Source organism: Streptomyces poriferorum (assembly GCF_019399235.1).
GTDB lineage: Bacteria > Actinomycetota > Actinomycetes > Streptomycetales > Streptomycetaceae > Streptomyces > Streptomyces poriferorum.
In genome coordinates this window covers 22,738-38,755 of record NZ_JAELVH010000060.1, presented here as the reverse complement: position 1 = coordinate 38,755, position 16,018 = coordinate 22,738, and the positions used below count along the sequence as shown (strand labels likewise).

Sequence of the window (16,018 nt, the reverse complement as noted above, 5' to 3'; positions counted from 1 at the left end):
CTCGGCGCTGAACATGCCCGTCGGGTCCTGCCGCGATTCCTCGAACGACGGCAGGACCGGTGACCGGATCAGCCGGAGAGGCGCACCGGCATGATCAGGTACTTGTACGCATCGTCCGCCTCGGCGTCCACAGCGGGCCGGCCGCTGAGCAGCGCGGGCTTGGTGGACGTCGTGAAGGAGAGCTGGGCGACCGGCGAGTCGATGGCGCTCAGGCCGTCGAGCAGGAAGGTCGGGTTGAAGGCGATCGAGATGTCGTCGCCCTCCAGCACGGAGTCGACGCGCTCCACAGCCTGTGCGTCGTCGCTGGAACCCGCTTCGAGGATCAGGACGCCCTGCTCGAAGCTGAGCCGCACCGGGGTGTTGCGCTCGGCCACCAGGGCCACGCGCTTGACGGCCTCGACGAACGGGGCCGTCTCGATGACCGCGACCGAGTTGAACTCGGTGGGGAAGAGAGTGCGGTACTTCGGCAGGTCGCCTTCGAGCAGTCGGGTGGTCGTCCGCCGGCCCGCGCCCTCGAAGCCGATGAGACCTTCACCTGCGCCGGAGCCCGACAGGGCCAGCGTCACGGTGTCACCGCTGGTCAGCGCCTTGGCCGTGTCCAGCAGCGTCTTGGCGGGCACCAGCGCGACAGCGGAGGCGTCGGCGTTCTCCGGCTTCCAGAGGAACTCGCGGACCGCGAAGCGGTAGCGGTCGGTGGAGGCGAGGGTGACGGTGTCGCCCTCGATCTCGATGCGCACACCGGTGAGCACGGGCAGCGTGTCGTCGCGGCCCGCGGCGATGGCGACCTGGGCGGCGGCGGAGGCGAAGACCTCACCGGGCACGGTGCCGGTCGCGGTCGGCATCTGCGGAAGTGCGGGGTACTCCTCCACAGGAAGGGTGTGGAGTGTGAACCGCGAGGATCCGCAGGCGACCGTCGCCCGTACACCGTCTGTGGAAATCTCCACCGGCCGGTTGGGCAGGGCGCGGCAGATGTCGGCGAGCAGCCGGCCGGAGACGAGCACCGTGCCGTCCTCCTCGATCTCGGCATCCACCGAGACCCGGGCCGAGACCTCGTAGTCGAAGCTCGAGAAGCTGAGGGCGCCGTCCTCAGTCTTCAGCAGAAGGCCCGCAAGAACGGGCGCCGGCGGACGGGCCGGGAGGCTACGGGCCACCCAGGCCACAGCCTCCGCGAGTACATCGCGCTCCACCCGGATCTTCACCGGAACCGCCTCCTGCTGTTGCTCGCTCGCCCTGCTGGCCTTCGTCGTCTGGTCGGGTCGCTCCACCGATGCCGGGGGGAGGACGCCGGGGACCAGTCTGACGTACGGCACCGACACTCGGTGCTGCTCGGGGTCAAGTCGCGACGAGAGGTTCGGAGAGCTCCGGCGCCGAGTTGTGCACAGGCCCCACTTCGAAGCGGATTCCGGGCTAACTATAGGTGGCAGTAGTAGTAGGGCCTGTGGAAACGGTGGATAACGTCGTTTTCGCAGGTCAGAACCAGTTTTTTGTCCACCGACCCTGTGGGTGGCACCGGTGGACAACCCGGTGTTTCTGTGGACACCCGAAAGTTGTGCACACCCGATGCACAGGGCAGGGGGGTTTCTCCCCAGGGCTGTCCCCAGCTTTACCCACGTTCCCCACAGCCCAACCGACCCTCTCGGTGTGACGCCTTTCACTCGGGGCGGTGAAAGCGGGTGTTGCGTTGCCGAACAGTGGACAGCGGTGTGGAGAAGCCCGTCATCCCTGGGGAAAACGGCCGCCGTCCTGTGGGCCGACGGTGGACAACGTCGTCGGCCCCCTGTGGACGAAAAACTTGTCCACAGGCTGTGGATCATTGTTGACCACAAATCCCCAGGCCCCTGAGCTGGCCTGATGGACTATCGGCTGTCTCGCCTGTGGAAGCAGTATGGACAACTTTTGAATCCCCAGGCTGTGGAGGGAAAATTCTCCCCAGATCTGTGGAGAACACCCGTGTCCTGGCGGGTATTCGAACAGCGAGGCCGGGCAGAAGCGCTCGTCATCGTCGTGACGACGGTCCCCGAGCGCCTCACCATCGCCGCGAACAGGGGTTGCCGGGCGCTCCACGGGGAACGGAGAAGGGCGCTGTGCGGACTCCTGACGAGTCCGCACAGCGCCCTTCGGTCGCGTGCGTGGGGCCGGCCGCGGTGTGCCGTCAGCCGTTCTTGATGCGGTTGGTGAGCTCGGTGACCTGGTTGTAGATGGAGCGCCGCTCCGCCATCAGCGCGCGGATCTTGCGGTCGGCGTGCATCACCGTCGTATGGTCCCGGCCGCCGAACTGGGCGCCGATCTTGGGCAGTGACAGGTCCGTCAGCTCGCGGCACAGGTACATGGCGATCTGGCGCGCCGTCACCAGCACACGGCTGCGGGAGGACCCGCAGAGATCCTCCACCGTCAGACCGAAGTAGTCCGCGGTCGCCGCCATGATGGCCGTCGCCGTGATCTCCGGAGCAGAGTCCTCGCCGCCGGGGATCAGGTCCTTCAGCACGATCTCGGTCAGCCCGAGGTCCACCGGCTGACGGTTGAGGCTGGCGAAGGCCGTCACCCGGATCAGGGCGCCCTCCAGCTCACGGATGTTGCGGGAGATACGGGAGGCGATGAACTCCAGGACCTCCGGCGGGGCGTTGAGCTGCTCCTGTACCGCCTTCTTGCGCAGGATCGCGATGCGCGTCTCCAGCTCCGGAGGCTGCACATCGGTGGTCAGACCCCACTCGAAACGATTCCGCAGCCGGTCCTCCAGGGTCACCAGCTGCTTGGGCGGGCGGTCCGAGGACAGCACGATCTGCTTGTTGGCGTTGTGGAGCGTATTGAAGGTGTGGAAGAACTCCTCCTGCGTCGACTCCTTGCTCGCCAGGAACTGGATGTCGTCGACCAGCAGGATGTCCACGTCGCGGTACCGCTTGCGGAAGGTGTCGCCCTTGCCGTCACGGATCGAGTTGATGAACTCGTTGGTGAACTCCTCCGAGCTCACGTACCGCACGCGGGTGCCCGGATAGAGGCTGCGGGCGTAGTGCCCGATGGCATGCAGCAGGTGGGTCTTGCCGAGCCCCGACTCCCCGTAGATGAAGAGCGGGTTGTACGCCTTCGCGGGCGCTTCGGCCACCGCGACGGCCGCGGCGTGCGCGAACCGGTTCGACGCCCCGATGACGAAGGTGTCGAAGAGGTACTTCGGGTTCAGCCGGGCGTGCGGTTCACCGGGGCCGGGCGCCGGTGCGGGCTGTGCGCCCATGGGGCCGGTGCCGCCGCCGGGCCGTCCGGTGCCACCGCCCTGCCGGTGCTGGGGCTCCTGCATGTCGTGGCGCTCGGGGCGCTGGGACTCGTACCCCTGGCGCTCGGGCGGTTGCGGACGGTAGTCGTGCTGCGGCTGCTGCTGGGGGCGGCCGCCTCCGTACGGCTCGCGCCACTGCTCGGGGGACGGTTCGCGGTCCTGGAACCCGCCGAGCCGGGGCTGCTGCCAGGAGAGGTCCTCCTGGGTGCGCGGCCAGGCGCCCGGTTCGGGGCGCTGCTGCTGATAGTCGGGGTAGGCGGGCCGGGCCGTCGGCATGCCGTCGTCCGAGGGGCGGTGGCCGTATCCGTCGTAGCCGTCGTTGTGCTGCCGCTCTTCGTGCTGGGGCCCCTGGTAGCGGTGCTGCTGGGACTGATGCATGGGGGGCGCCGGCGGATGCGGGGGGTCGCCCGCGGAGTCGTCGACCGTGATCGCGATCCGGATCGGCCGCCCGCACTCACGGCTCAGGGTCTCGCTGATGAGCGGGGCGAGCCGGCCCTCCAGGACGCGCTTGCCCCATTCATTGGGGACGGCGAGCAGCGCGGTGTCGGCGACCAGGGCGAGCGGCTGGCAGCGCTCGATCCACTGCTTGTCCTTCGGCTCGATGCCCTGCTGGCCCTCCCCGAGGAGTTGCTCCAGCACGCGTGGCCACACTGCGGCAAGATCGGCAGGTACGTCAGCCACAGGGCACGCTCTCTCGCTGGTCCCACGAATGTGTGGTTCTCGGGACGTATGGGTCGGGATGGGTGAGGACCGGCAGGCGGGAAGAAAAAGAACCGGGGTTCAGCCACGGTAGGCGGGCTGACCCGTGCGGTTCAAGTCGTTGTCCACAGGCTGTGCACAATGGGGGGTCCGACAGGGTCGGTTTGACCGGATGGCGTAGCCGCGCGTACCGTGACCAGGTCGAGTTGTCGATGGCTGCTGCCGCCTGCCTCCGATGGGCAAAGATCACGATCTGTGATTGTGAAGCGGTGCAACTAGGGCGTTTACGCGAGTCTCTCGTGGGCGCACGGTGACAGCCAGGCGATGTCCCGCCAACAAACGATCATTACTGGAGCCCCCGAGTGAGCAAGCGCACCTTCCAGCCGAACAACCGTCGTCGCGCGAAGACCCACGGTTTCCGTCTGCGTATGCGGACCCGTGCCGGCCGCGCGATCCTCGCGTCCCGCCGTGGCAAGGGCCGCGCCAGCCTGTCCGCCTGATCGCGTACAGGTCGTCATGACGTGCTGCCTACCGAGAATCGGCTGAGGCGGCGCGAGGACTTCGCGACCGCAGTACGACGAGGACGCAGGGCAGGCCGCCCGCTACTCGTCGTCCATCTACGCAGCGGTGCAACGGACCCGCACGTGACTGGGGAGACTGCTCCCCCGCCGCGTGCGGGTTTCGTTGTCAGCAAAGCAGTGGGTGGTGCGGTCGTCCGCACAGCGGTGAAGCGAAGGCTTCGCCATCTGGTCCGCGAACGGCTGGCCATGCTGCCCCCCGGTAGCCTGGTTGTCGTACGCGCGTTGCCCGGTTCGGGTGACGCCGACCATGAACAGCTGGCCCGAGACCTGGATGCCGCTCTCCAGCGGCTGCTGGGAGGGGGCGCGCGATGAAGTACCCGCTGCTGGCTCTCATCAAGCTGTACCAGTGGACGATCAGCCCACTACTCGGGCCTGTCTGCCGTTACTACCCGTCGTGTTCCCACTATGGATATACGGCGATCGACCGGCACGGAGCGATCAAGGGCACGGCGCTGACAGCCTGGCGCATCCTGCGATGCAATCCGTGGTCACCCGGCGGCGTGGATCACGTTCCACCACGCAAACGTCCGCGCTGGCACGAACTGCTGCGTAGTGCCGTACGCGGCAGCAAGGGCGGGGACTCCGCCGCTGATGTGCCTTCCGGGAAGTCGGCCACCGACCTCCCGGGTCCGGCCGCAGAGACTTCGCCCAATGCTCAAGGAGCCTGATTAGTGGACACGATTGCCAGTCTGTTCAGCTTCATCACGTGGCCCGTTTCCTGGGTCATCGTCCAGTTCCACAAGTTGTACGGGGCGATCTTCGGCCCTGACACGGGATGGGCCTGGGGTCTTTCCATCGTGTCCCTCGTGGTGCTGATCCGTATCTGCCTGATCCCGCTGTTCGTCAAGCAGATCAAGTCGACGCGGAACATGCAGGTGCTCCAGCCGAAGATGAAGGCGATCCAGGAGCGCTACAAGAGCGACAAGCAGCGTCAGTCCGAAGAGATGATGAAGCTGTACAAGGAGACGGGTACCAACCCGCTCTCCTCGTGCCTTCCCATCCTGGCGCAGTCGCCGTTCTTCTTCGCCCTGTACCACGTGCTCTCTGCCATCGCGTCGAACAAGAAGATCGGTGTCATCGACCAGTCGCTGCTCGACAGCGCTCGTCAGGCACACATCTTCGGTGCTCCGCTGGCCGCCAAGTTCATGGACAGCGCCGAGAAGGTCGAGGCGCTCGGCGCCTCGCTGACCGACGTGCGGATCGTCACCGCGGTCATGATCGTGATGATGTCGGCCTCGCAGTTCTTCACGCAGCGCCAGCTGATGACGAAGAACGTCGACCTCACGGTCAAGACGCCGTACATGCAGCAGCAGAAGATGCTCATGTACATCTTCCCGCTGATCTTCGCCGTCATGGGTATCAACTTCCCCGTCGGTGTCCTCGTCTACTGGCTCACCACGAACGTCTGGACCATGGGTCAGCAGATGTACGTGATCAACCAGAACCCCACCCCGGGCAGCAAGGCGCAGGAGCAGTACCTCGGCCGTCTCCTGAAGAGCGTCACCTCGCACGGTGAGGTGAAGGGCCGCACCCGGCGCAACACGGTCAAGCGCATCGTGGCCAAGGGCACGGACCGCAATGACATCGAGCGGAAGTTCGTGACCGGCCTGGCCAAGCTCGGCCTCGCCCCCCAGGAGGACGGCACGGTGGCCAAGAGCGACACGGCCGTCGCCGAGGCCGAGGGCGGAGCCGCACAGAGGCGCCAGCAGCCCAAGCGTCAGACGAAGGCGAAGCGCCAGACCACCGCAGGCCACCCGGGCGGGGCCAAGGACGCGGAGGCCGGCGAGTCCGAGTCGAAGACCTCCTTGCAGAAGAGCGCACCGCAGGACGACAAGCCCAAGCCGGCGGGCAAGCCCGCGTCCGGCTCCTCACGCCAAGCCAAGTCCGGACAGCGCAAGGGTCCGCAGCGGCCCAAGCACCCGTCCAAGAAGTAAGAAGGAGTCCATCCGTGACGGAAGGCACCACCACCACGGCCGCTGAGGGCAGCGACACCTTGACCCGCCTCGAGCAGGAAGGGGAGATCGCAGCGGACTACCTTGAGGGCCTGCTCGACATCGCCGACCTCGACGGCGACATCGACATGGACGTCGAGGCGGACCGGGCCGCGGTCTCGATCATCAGTGAATCGGCACGTGAACTGCAGAAGCTCGTGGGCCGCGACGGTGAGGTGCTGGAGGCACTCCAGGAGCTGACGCGGCTGGCCGTGCACCGGGAGACCGGTGACCGCAGCCGTCTGATGCTCGACATCGCCGGGTTCCGCGCCCAGAAGCGCACGGAACTCGCCGAGCTGGGTGCCAAGGCCGCGGACGAGGTCAAGAGCACCGGTGAGCCGGTGAAGCTCGACCCGATGACGCCGTTCGAGCGCAAGGTTGTGCACGACGCGGTCGCGGCCGCAGGTCTGCGCAGCGAATCGGAGGGCGAGGAGCCGCAGCGCTTCGTCGTCGTCCTTCCGGCCTGACCGGATCCTCTCGTGTCGGCCCCGTCTGTTCGCAGACGGGGCCGATCTTTGTCAGCCTGATAGTCAGCCACCCATGGTGCGGTAAAGCGGTATGGAAGGACGGTTCCCGTGACGGAGGAAGTAGCGCTTCCCCAGGCGCCCGACGAGGCCCGGGAGGTGTTCGGTGAGTGCTTTCCCGAGGCCGTCCGGTACGCGGAACTGCTGGCCGACGCGGGGGTCAAGCGTGGGCTGATCGGTCCGCGCGAGGTCCCGCGTCTGTGGGAGAGGCACCTGCTGAACTGCGCGGTGCTCTCCGAGGTCGTCCCTGACGGCGTCACGGTCTGCGATGTGGGCTCCGGCGCGGGCCTTCCGGGGATTCCCCTGGCGCTGGTGCGCCCGGACCTGAAGATCACCCTGCTGGAACCGTTGCTGCGGCGTACGAACTTCCTCCAGGAGGTCGTCGAGCTGCTGGGGCTCGATCATGTGACGGTCGTCCGTGGCCGGGCCGAGGAAGTTCTGGGCACGCTCCAGCCGGTGCATGTGGTGACGGCTCGGGCGGTCGCACCGCTGGATCGCCTGGCGGGCTGGGGAGTGCCCCTGCTGCGCCCGTACGGCGAGATGCTGGCGCTCAAGGGCGATACCGCCGAGGAGGAGATTAACGGCGCGCGAGCGGCCCTCAGCAAGCTCGGCGTCGTGGAGACAGAGGTGCTCCACGTAGGCGAAGGCGTCGTCGACCCGATGTCCACCGTGGTGCGTGTGGTGGTGGGCGAGAGTCCTGGCGGTGTGAGGTTCGCCGCAAAGCGTGCCAAGGCCGCGCGGGTCAGCCGGACCCGACGTCGTCGCTGAGCGCAGCTGTGCGTACCGGCCGTCGTCGCTGGGCGCAGCTGTGCGTACCCCGCGCGGAGTGTCGTGCCCCTGTAGCTACGCTGCAGGGGCATCGTGTTTCACGTGAAACGTCGCTCTCTGCTGCATGGAATCATCGGCCGCGGTCGTGCGGCCGCCGCCCCTCGCCATCGCAGGCCCGTTAGGGCTACGGAGTTGTCCACAGAAGTGGATTCATCCACAGAAGAGCGGGCCTCGCTGGTTCGCGACCCCGAAACCATGGCAGGCTCTGCTCATTGCGAGCCTGAAGTCGAGGAGAGTGAATCCTTGCGGTCCGACGCCAACATCGCGGGACCGATGACCGATCCGGTCCCCGGTCCCCGATCCGAATCGGCGGGGGACGGTGTTTCACGTGAAACACCGCCGCCGATGGATGACACACCCATCGGTCGTGCGGCCCAGCTGGCGGTGGAGGCCCTCGGCCGTGCCGGCGAGGGGCTGCCGCGGCCTGACCAGACGCGGGTCATGGTGGTGGCCAACCAGAAGGGCGGGGTAGGCAAGACCACCTCGACGGTCAACCTTGCCGCCTCGCTGGCACTTCACGGTGCACGTGTTCTGGTGGTCGACCTCGACCCGCAGGGGAACGCCTCTACGGCTCTGGGGATCGACCACCATGCCGAGGTCCCCTCCATCTATGACGTCCTGGTGGAGAGCAAACCGCTCTCCGACGTGGTCCAGCCGGTCCCGGACGTCGAGGGTCTCTTCTGTGCCCCGGCGACCATCGATCTCGCCGGTGCGGAGATCGAACTGGTGTCGCTGGTGGCGCGGGAGAGCCGGCTGCAGCGAGCGATCCAGGCGTACGAGCAGCCGCTCGACTACATCCTGATCGACTGCCCGCCCTCGCTCGGCCTGCTGACGGTCAATGCTCTGGTGGCCGGCGCGGAGGTGCTGATCCCGATTCAGTGCGAGTACTACGCGCTGGAAGGGCTGGGTCAGCTACTGCGCAACGTCGACCTGGTGCGGGGGCATCTCAACCCCGATCTCCATGTGTCGACCATCCTGCTCACCATGTACGACGGCCGGACCAGGCTCGCGTCACAGGTGGCGGAGGAGGTGCGCAGTCACTTCGGCAAGGAGGTGTTGCGGACCAGCATTCCCCGGTCGGTGCGGATCTCGGAAGCGCCGAGCTACGGGCAGACCGTGCTCACGTACGACCCCGGTTCAAGCGGGTCCCTGTCCTACCTCGAAGCAGCCCGTGAGATCGCGTTGCGCGGGGTCGGGGTCCAGTACGAGGCCCAGCACGCCCAGACGGGCAGCCGGAACAGCCAGCAGAATACTTCGGAGGGGATCCAGTGAGTGAGCGTCGCAGAGGTTTGGGGCGAGGGCTAGGTGCCCTGATCCCCGCCGCTCCGCAGGAGAAGCAGGTGCCGCCCGCCGGGATGGGTACGTCCTCGTCCGGGACGATGCCGGTGCTGACGTCCGAGCGGGGTGTGGCCGTCGCGAAGGTGACCACCCTTGGCTCGGGTGGCCCTGTGGTGCCGGAGCCGAGCGCACCGGTCTCGGTGTCCGACGGCACCGCCGGCCCGGCCGAGGTGGCCGGGGCGTACTTCGCCGAGCTTCCCATCGACTCGATCACGCCGAACCCTCGTCAGCCGCGTGAGGTGTTCGACGAGGACGCGCTCGCCGAGCTGGTCACCTCCATCAAGGAGGTGGGTCTTCTCCAGCCCGTCGTCGTACGGAAAGCGGCGTCCGGGCGCTTCGAACTCATCATGGGCGAGCGGCGCTGGAGGGCCTGCCGTGAGGCCGATCTGAAGCAGATCCCGGCGATCGTCCGGGCCACCGACGACGAGAAGCTCCTTCTGGACGCGCTTCTGGAGAACCTCCACCGGGCTCAGCTGAACCCGTTGGAGGAGGCAGCCGCGTACGACCAGCTGCTCAAGGACTTCAAGTGCACCCATGACCAGCTGGCGGACCGGATCGGGCGTTCCCGGCCGCAGGTGTCCAACACCCTGCGTCTGTTGCGCCTGTCGCCGCCGGTTCAGCGCAGGGTCGCGGCCGGGGTGCTGTCGGCAGGACACGCACGGGCGCTGTTGTCGGTGGACGACTCCGAGGAGCAGGACAAGCTGGCGCATCGCATCGTGGCCGAAGGGCTCTCCGTGCGCGCGGTCGAGGAGATCGTGACGCTCATGAGCTCCAGGCCCACGAGCACGGCACGGGCGAAGGGGCCTCGGGCCGGGGGTCGGCTGTCGCCGGCGCTGACCGACCTGGCGTCCCGGCTGTCCGACCGGTTCGAGACCAGGGTGAAGGTCGACCTCGGGCAGAAGAAGGGAAAGATCGTCGTCGAGTTCGCATCGATGGAGGATCTGGACCGCATTCTCGGCAGCCTCGCGCCCGGCGAGGGGCGTGTCCTGGACCGCACCTCCGCTGAGGAGCCGGCCGAGGACGACGAGAGCTGACGTTCCGGGTGGTGAGTGGCGGGCCGTGCTCCGGCGGATGACGGAGCACGGCCCGCTTTTCGCTTTCCTTCAGGTGACGGTCCGCCCTTTGCTTCTTCACGGTGTCGGCTTGATCCCTCGGTGGATACGATGCGTTCTGGTAGGGCGCATCCATTTGATCCACCTCCGCGAACGGAGTGCACCGGCCGTCACATGACGCGGTGGGTGAGGGAAGTGAGGAACAGCCTTCATGGGGCGTCGGCTCGTACCGCTCACGCTGGACAACCTGTCTGATCTCCCCCAGCCCTGCCGCTCGTGCGTGTTCTGGGAACTCGATCCGGTCAGGGGAGACGCTGCGGTCAAGGGCGGCAGAGCCGAACGGGAGAAGGAGTCCTGGATCTCCGCTGTTCTGCTGGAGTGGGGATCCTGCGGCCGCGTGGTCTATGTCGACGACGTTCCGGCCGGCTTCGTCCTCTACGCTCCGCCCGCCTACGTGCCGAGAGCGACTGCCTTTCCGACGAGTCCTGTCTCCCCCGACGCGGTTCAGCTGATGACCGCCCTGATCCTGCCGGGATACCAGGGCCAGGGACTGGGCCGGGTCATGGTGCAGACCGTTGCCAAGGACCTGATCCGCCGGGGGTTCAAGGCGATCGAGGCCTTCGGGGACGCCCGCTGGAAGGAACCCGCCTGTGTGCTGCCCGCAGATCATCTGCTGGCTGTGGGCTTCAAGACCGTACGGCCCCACCCGATGCACCCACGGTTGCGCCTGGAGCTGCGCACGACGTTGTCGTGGAAGGAAGACGTAGAGCTGGCTCTGGACCGGTTGCTGGGGGCTGTGCAGAAGGAGCCCGCGCTGCGGCCTCTGTGAGCAGGAACGTGAAACGGGCCCATCCCTCAGGGGATGGGCCCGTTTCACGTGAAACAGCGGAACGGTTGTCCGGCTCTACTCGGTGATGAAGCCTTCGAGGTCGCGGAGGATCGCGGCCTTCGGCTTGGCACCGACGATGGTCTTGGCGACCTCGCCACCCTGGTAGACGTTCAGCGTCGGGATGGACATGACGCCGTACTTGGCAGCGGTGGCCGGGTTCTCGTCGATGTTGAGCTTGACGATCTCGATCTCGCCGTGCTCGGCGGCGATCGCCTCCAGGGAGGGGGCGATCTGGCGGCACGGGCCGCACCAGGCAGCCCAGAAGTCCACCAGCACGGGCTTGTCGCTCTTCAGGACGACCTCGTCGAACGAGTCGTCGGTCACGTTCTTCAGGGCGCCGGCCACGGCGGCCTCCTTAACTTCGCGGGGGTGTGGGGTAAGGCGTGGATCAGACGGTGGCTGCGGCGGCCTTCTCGTCGTCGGCGAGCGCGGCCAGGAAGCGCTCGGCGTCGAGGGCGGCGGAGCAGCCGGTGCCGGCAGCGGTGATGGCCTGCCGGTAGGTGTGGTCGACGACATCGCCGGCGCCGAAGACACCGGTGAGGTTGGTGCGCGTCGAGGGAGCCGCGACCTTGAGGTAGCCCTCGTCGTCGAGGTCGAGCTGGCCCTTGAAGAGCTCCGTGCGCGGGTCGTGGCCGACGGCGATGAACAGGCCGGTCACGGGGAGCTCGGACGTCTCGCCGGTCTTCGTGTTGCGCAGGGTCAGACCGGAGAGCTTCTGCTCGCCGTGGACACCGGCGACCTCGCTGTCCCAGGCGAACTTGATCTTCGGGTCGGCGAATGCGCGGTCCTGCATGGCCTTGGAGGCACGCAGGGAGTCGCGGCGGTGGACGATGGTGACCGACTTGGCGAAGCGGGAGAGGAACGTCGCCTCTTCCATCGCGGTGTCACCGCCGCCGATCACGGCGATGTCCTGGTCCTTGAAGAAGAAGCCGTCGCAGGTGGCACACCAGGAGACGCCGCGTCCGGAGAGGGCGTCCTCGTTGGGCAGACCGAGCTTGCGGTGCTGCGAACCGGTGGTGACGATGACGGCCTTGGCGCGGTGCACCGTGCCGGCGGTGTCGGTGACCGTCTTGATGTCACCCGTGAGGTCCACGGAGATCACGTCGTCCGGAATGAGCTCGGCACCGAAGCGCTCGGCCTGGGCGCGCATGTTGTCCATGAGCTCCGGGCCCATGATCCCGTCCTGGAATCCGGGGAAGTTCTCCACGTCGGTGGTGTTCATCAACGCGCCACCAGCGGTGACGGCGCCCTCGAACACCAGCGGCTTCAGCGAGGCACGCGCGGTGTACAGGGCGGCTGTGTAGCCCGCGGGGCCGGAGCCGATGATGATCACATTACGCACGTCGCTCACGGGTTTCTTCCTCGTCTCTGCAGACTGCCTACTGTCCACGCCTACTGGGGTCGGTTCAACGACTCTCACCCCACCCAACGGATCCTACGGGGGATGCATTCCCGACGTGCCGGGGCGGCATCAGGCGTGATTCTCAGGGGCGTGCGTAGACGTGCGTCAGCAGGAGCTTTCCCTTGGCCGCAGGCTCGGCGCCGACACATGCCGCGTCGACGACGTAGGCCTGAACCCTGGCGGAGTCCGTGGGGTGCGGGAGGACGACGAGGAAGGCGTCGGAACCTTCGTAGATGCCCCGCTCGATGGCGAGGGCGGCGGTGTTCCGGCCGATGCCCTGCTCGATACAAGGGGGGACGGCTACGGAGGGAGCACGGAGCGGGGCCTGAGGGGATGCGGATGTGGGCGGGGAGGACTCCGCCGAGGACTTCGTGTCAGCGGAAGGATTCTGCTTTGCGCCGCTGGATTCCTGTGGGCCGACAGAATCCGTGTGGGAGCCCAGAAGGCTGTGAACCCGATCTTCCAGTGTGGACTGAGAGAACGCCTGTGATCCGTCCCTGGAAGCGCTGACGCCTTGGTCGGCCGCCTTGAACCCGTCCGAGCTCCCGGACGAGGTGACGTTCTGCAGAAGCAGGACGCTCACGCTGACGACAGCGGCGCCGAGTGCGGCGCCGAGCACTGCGTTTCGGCGTCGCCGGCGGACGGCACGGCGACCGGGACCGGTGGCGGCGCGTGAGTGCCCTGAGGGTCGGTCCGAGAGCTCCTTCGCCGTGACAGCGGGCTCTGTTTCACGTGAAACATCTGCCGTTGAGACAGGCGCCGCGAAGGGAGTGCGCCCTCTTGCTTCGTCCGCGAGTGCGGCGTCCATGCGGTCTGCGACATCGGCGGGCATGGGTTCAGCGGCCGGCAGGGTGCCCAGGAGCCCGCGGATCTCCTCCAGAGAGACGAGGACATCGGAGCAGATCTCGCAGCCGGCCAGATGGTCTCGGACATCCTCGGCGCGGGACGGGGGGAGCAGGTCCTCGGTGAGGTCGGAGATCTCCGAGACGTCCGGGTGCCGGGTCGCGTCGGTCGTTGATGTCATGTGCGTCCACCTCCGCCCTTCGCTGCCGCTGGATCACTCGTGTCCACGTCCCTTGGTCCCGCCGCGGGTGGGACGGATGCTCTCGGCGTCCGGTTCCCTTCCGTCCTCGGACCCTCCTCCGTCCCCGGCCCCTTGCCGTCGTCGGTCCCGCTGCGGAGATGGGTGAGCTGGGGGGCAAGCCTGGCGCGTCCGCGCGCGCAGCGGCTTTTCACGGTGCCGACCGGCACATCGAGGATGCGGGCCGCTTCCGCCACCGGATACCCCTGCATATCGACGAGGACGAGGGCGGCCCGTTGTTCGGCGGGAAGTGTGGCGAGAGCCGCGAACAGCTCGCGCTGAAGGTCCTGGCGCTCGGCCGGCGCCTCGGCGGACTCGTGGGGCTCCATGAGCTGGTCGAGCCGCTCCGCGTCGTCGACCGGCGCGGTCTTCCGGGAGGACGCCTTCCGGACCCGGTCGAGGCAGGCGTTGACCGTGATCCGGTGCAGCCAGGTGGTGACGGCGGACTGGCCACGGAAGGTGTGGGCGGCGCGGAAGGCGGAGATCAGGGCGTCCTGCACGGCATCGGCCGCTTCCTCGCGGTCGCCCAGGGTCCGCAGCGCCACGGCCCACAGCCGGTCGCGATGACGTCGTACGAGCTCACCGAAGGCGTCCGGTTCGCCGGCGACGTGGTCGGCCAGAAGATCCTGGTCGCTCGTGTCGGCGAATCTCGTGCTGTCCAACGGTGAGCCCCCTCCCCTGGCGCTGTCAGCTGGTGACCTTGATGTCCGAGATCTTGCCTCGGAAGTTCCCTGAATCGCTCGGTGGCAAATTGGTGAGCCAGACCAGAAGGTACCGTGCCTGGACGGGTTCGCCAGGCTTGAGTGCCACCTTTGTTCCGGAACCCTGTGCAACCTTGGTGAAGCCGGTGGGAAGCTTCGGCACCTCGGCGCTGGTGGCTGTCCGCAACTCGACCGATGTGGTGCCACCCAGGAAGGTCACGTCCACCGTGCCGACCTGCTGGACCTTGCCGAGGTCCAGTACGACACCCACGCCGTCCTTGAGCTTGCCGAAGTCGGCGGTGAAGTAGCCGTCGGTGTTCCAGTAGCTCGTCGCGTCGCCGTCGTAGACGTGACCGATGTCCTGGGGCTTCTCGGACTGGTCCCCGAGGGGGTCGTAGTCCCGAGCGCCCATGATCGGCACCGGCTTGCTCTCCGCGACCGACTTTGGCTCGTCGCCGTTCTCCGGGTTGGTCTGGGTCGTGCCCGGGTCGTCGGAGCCCTTGTCGCGGTCCAGGAGCGTCTCCGCCAGCTGCCAGCTGCCGAGACCGAGCGCGGCGATGAGCAGCGCCGACACGGCCCACTTGAGCGCCTTGCCGGTGCGGCTCTGGAGCGGGGCGGGAGGTACGGCGACAGGCTGAGTGGGGCCGTTGCCGGGTCCGGCCGGGCGCCCGTACGTGCCCTGCTGGTACGTGGTCCGCTGGTACTCCGGCGGGGCGGTGAACGTGGGCTCGGGCGGGCGGATGCGCGGCATCGCCGCGACCGCCTTGGCGAGCTCGTCCGGGGTGGTGCACGGCTGCTCCTGGCGCGACGCCGTGGCTCCGTCGTTGGCGAGCGCCCGCATGGCGATCTCGGAGAGACCGCGGTGGACTCCGGCCCGCACCTGGTCGGGCGCGATCAGCCCGACGCCCTTGGGAAGCCCGGTGAGGCCGTAGGCATCGCTCTCGTAGGGCCAGCGCCGGGTCAGCGCCGCGTACAGAAGGGCCCCGATCGCCTCGGTGTCGGCGCGCTGGGGTCCGTCGGAGGTAATTCCCCGCAGCGCCGCGTTCACAGCGAGGCCGCGGATGCGGTACTGGCCGGAGGAACTGCGCAGCACCGCCCCGGGCGTGAGCCTCAGATGGGCCAGCCCCTCGCGGTGTGCGGCTGCCATGGCCTGGGAGAGCTGACTGACGAGCTGGTACGCGTCGTGGGCGTCCATCGGGCCCGCGCCCAGGAGGGCGGTCAGCTCGGTGGCGTCCGGAAGCCACTCGTGGACGACGTAGACGAGATCGTTCTCCTCCACGGCGTCGAGGACCTGCACGAAGCGGGGGTCGCCGAGAAGGGCGGACGAACGGGCCGCAGCCAGCACGGACCGGGCCCGTGGATGGTCGGCGGGCAGGAGATGCACTCCCACCGCGCGGCGCAGTTTCTCGTCGACAGCGCGCCAGCTGCTGAACCCGTCCAGGCGGGTGACGCACTCCTCTAGCCGGTAGCGCCCGGCAAGCTTGTGACCGCTGTGCAGATCAGGGGTCGGCACGGTGGTTCCGGAGCCGTTCGGCTCGCTCTCCGCGCCCGTTGAATCCTGAGCTTCTGCCGTACCGTCGCTCGTGGCCTCGTCCGCCTTCGCGGCCAGCGGCTCGTCGCCACTGTTGTCGGCCACGTCGACGGCAGCCGTGCTACGTTCCGCCACC

General features: G+C 67.8%; 16 protein-coding genes. 9 read left to right on the top strand and 7 right to left on the bottom strand.

What is annotated here, in order from left to right:
• Positions 1 to 68: 68 nt before the first annotated feature.
• Together dnaN and dnaA are read right to left on the bottom strand one after the other, a co-directional pair.
• Complete coding sequence (gene dnaN / locus JGS39_RS13605; RefSeq protein WP_219569162.1) at positions 69 to 1,199, bottom strand: DNA polymerase III subunit beta; 1,131 nt, start codon at positions 1,197 to 1,199, stop codon at positions 69 to 71.
• Between the two features lie 953 nt (positions 1,200 to 2,152).
• Positions 2,153 to 3,946: a chromosomal replication initiator protein DnaA gene (gene dnaA, locus JGS39_RS13600; protein WP_219569144.1), complete on the bottom strand. Its 1,794-nt coding sequence runs from the start codon at positions 3,944 to 3,946 to the stop codon at positions 2,153 to 2,155.
• A gap of 380 nt (positions 3,947 to 4,326) precedes the next feature.
• On the opposite strand from dnaA, the gene rpmH reads away from it, so the two are divergent.
• From rpmH to JGS39_RS13555, 9 genes are all read left to right on the top strand, one after another.
• Entirely contained in the window at positions 4,327 to 4,464 is a 138-nt protein-coding gene (gene rpmH, locus JGS39_RS13595) for a 50S ribosomal protein L34 (RefSeq protein ID WP_010985740.1), read from the top strand.
• Between the two features lie 21 nt (positions 4,465 to 4,485).
• The gene (rnpA, locus tag JGS39_RS13590; RefSeq protein ID WP_136326747.1) at positions 4,486 to 4,857 is read left to right on the top strand and encodes a ribonuclease P protein component; all 372 of its coding nucleotides are present in this window, start codon (positions 4,486 to 4,488) and stop codon (positions 4,855 to 4,857) included.
• Positions 4,854 to 5,213 (top strand): membrane protein insertion efficiency factor YidD, encoded by a 360-nt coding sequence (gene yidD / locus JGS39_RS13585; RefSeq protein WP_219569142.1) that lies wholly within the window; start codon positions 4,854 to 4,856, stop codon positions 5,211 to 5,213. The genes rnpA and yidD overlap by 4 nt, the downstream gene beginning before the upstream one ends.
• 3 nt (positions 5,214 to 5,216) lie before the next feature.
• Entirely contained in the window at positions 5,217 to 6,479 is a 1,263-nt protein-coding gene (gene yidC / locus JGS39_RS13580) for a membrane protein insertase YidC (protein WP_219569140.1), read from the top strand.
• Positions 6,480 to 6,493: 14 nt separating this feature from the next.
• Entirely contained in the window at positions 6,494 to 7,003 is a 510-nt protein-coding gene (locus tag JGS39_RS13575; RefSeq protein ID WP_219569138.1) for a Jag family protein, read from the top strand.
• Between the two features lie 108 nt (positions 7,004 to 7,111).
• Positions 7,112 to 7,828 carry a 16S rRNA (guanine(527)-N(7))-methyltransferase RsmG gene (gene rsmG, locus JGS39_RS13570; RefSeq protein WP_219569136.1) on the top strand — a complete coding sequence of 239 codons (717 nt, stop codon included), beginning with the start codon at positions 7,112 to 7,114 and terminating at the stop codon, positions 7,826 to 7,828.
• A gap of 255 nt (positions 7,829 to 8,083) precedes the next feature.
• Positions 8,084 to 9,160 (top strand): ParA family protein, encoded by a 1,077-nt coding sequence (locus JGS39_RS13565; protein ID WP_219569160.1) that lies wholly within the window; start codon positions 8,084 to 8,086, stop codon positions 9,158 to 9,160.
• Entirely contained in the window at positions 9,157 to 10,260 is a 1,104-nt protein-coding gene (locus tag JGS39_RS13560) for a ParB/RepB/Spo0J family partition protein (protein ID WP_219569134.1), read from the top strand. Before JGS39_RS13565 ends, JGS39_RS13560 begins: the two co-directional genes overlap by 4 nt.
• Before the next feature lie 229 nt (positions 10,261 to 10,489).
• The gene (locus tag JGS39_RS13555; RefSeq protein WP_219569132.1) at positions 10,490 to 11,107 is read left to right on the top strand and encodes a GNAT family N-acetyltransferase; all 618 of its coding nucleotides are present in this window, start codon (positions 10,490 to 10,492) and stop codon (positions 11,105 to 11,107) included.
• Between the two features lie 75 nt (positions 11,108 to 11,182).
• Here JGS39_RS13555 and trxA read toward each other — a convergent pair whose 3' ends face one another.
• The 5 genes from trxA to JGS39_RS13530 all read right to left on the bottom strand — a co-directional run bounded on the left by trxA (position 11,183) and on the right by JGS39_RS13530 (position 16,017).
• On the bottom strand, positions 11,183 to 11,512 hold the full coding sequence (gene trxA / locus JGS39_RS13550) for a thioredoxin (RefSeq protein ID WP_219569130.1): 330 nt from the start codon (positions 11,510 to 11,512) through the stop codon (positions 11,183 to 11,185).
• Between the two features lie 43 nt (positions 11,513 to 11,555).
• The gene (gene trxB / locus JGS39_RS13545; RefSeq protein ID WP_219569128.1) at positions 11,556 to 12,518 is read right to left on the bottom strand and encodes a thioredoxin-disulfide reductase; all 963 of its coding nucleotides are present in this window, start codon (positions 12,516 to 12,518) and stop codon (positions 11,556 to 11,558) included.
• Between the two features lie 133 nt (positions 12,519 to 12,651).
• Positions 12,652 to 13,593: an anti-sigma factor family protein gene (locus tag JGS39_RS13540; protein WP_219569126.1), complete on the bottom strand. Its 942-nt coding sequence runs from the start codon at positions 13,591 to 13,593 to the stop codon at positions 12,652 to 12,654.
• Entirely contained in the window at positions 13,590 to 14,312 is a 723-nt protein-coding gene (gene sigM / locus JGS39_RS13535) for an RNA polymerase sigma factor SigM (RefSeq protein WP_219569124.1), read from the bottom strand. Before sigM ends, JGS39_RS13540 begins: the two co-directional genes overlap by 4 nt.
• Before the next feature lie 25 nt (positions 14,313 to 14,337).
• On the bottom strand, positions 14,338 to 16,017 hold the full coding sequence (locus tag JGS39_RS13530; protein ID WP_219569122.1) for a protein kinase family protein: 1,680 nt from the start codon (positions 16,015 to 16,017) through the stop codon (positions 14,338 to 14,340).
• Position 16,018: the final 1 nt, after the last annotated feature.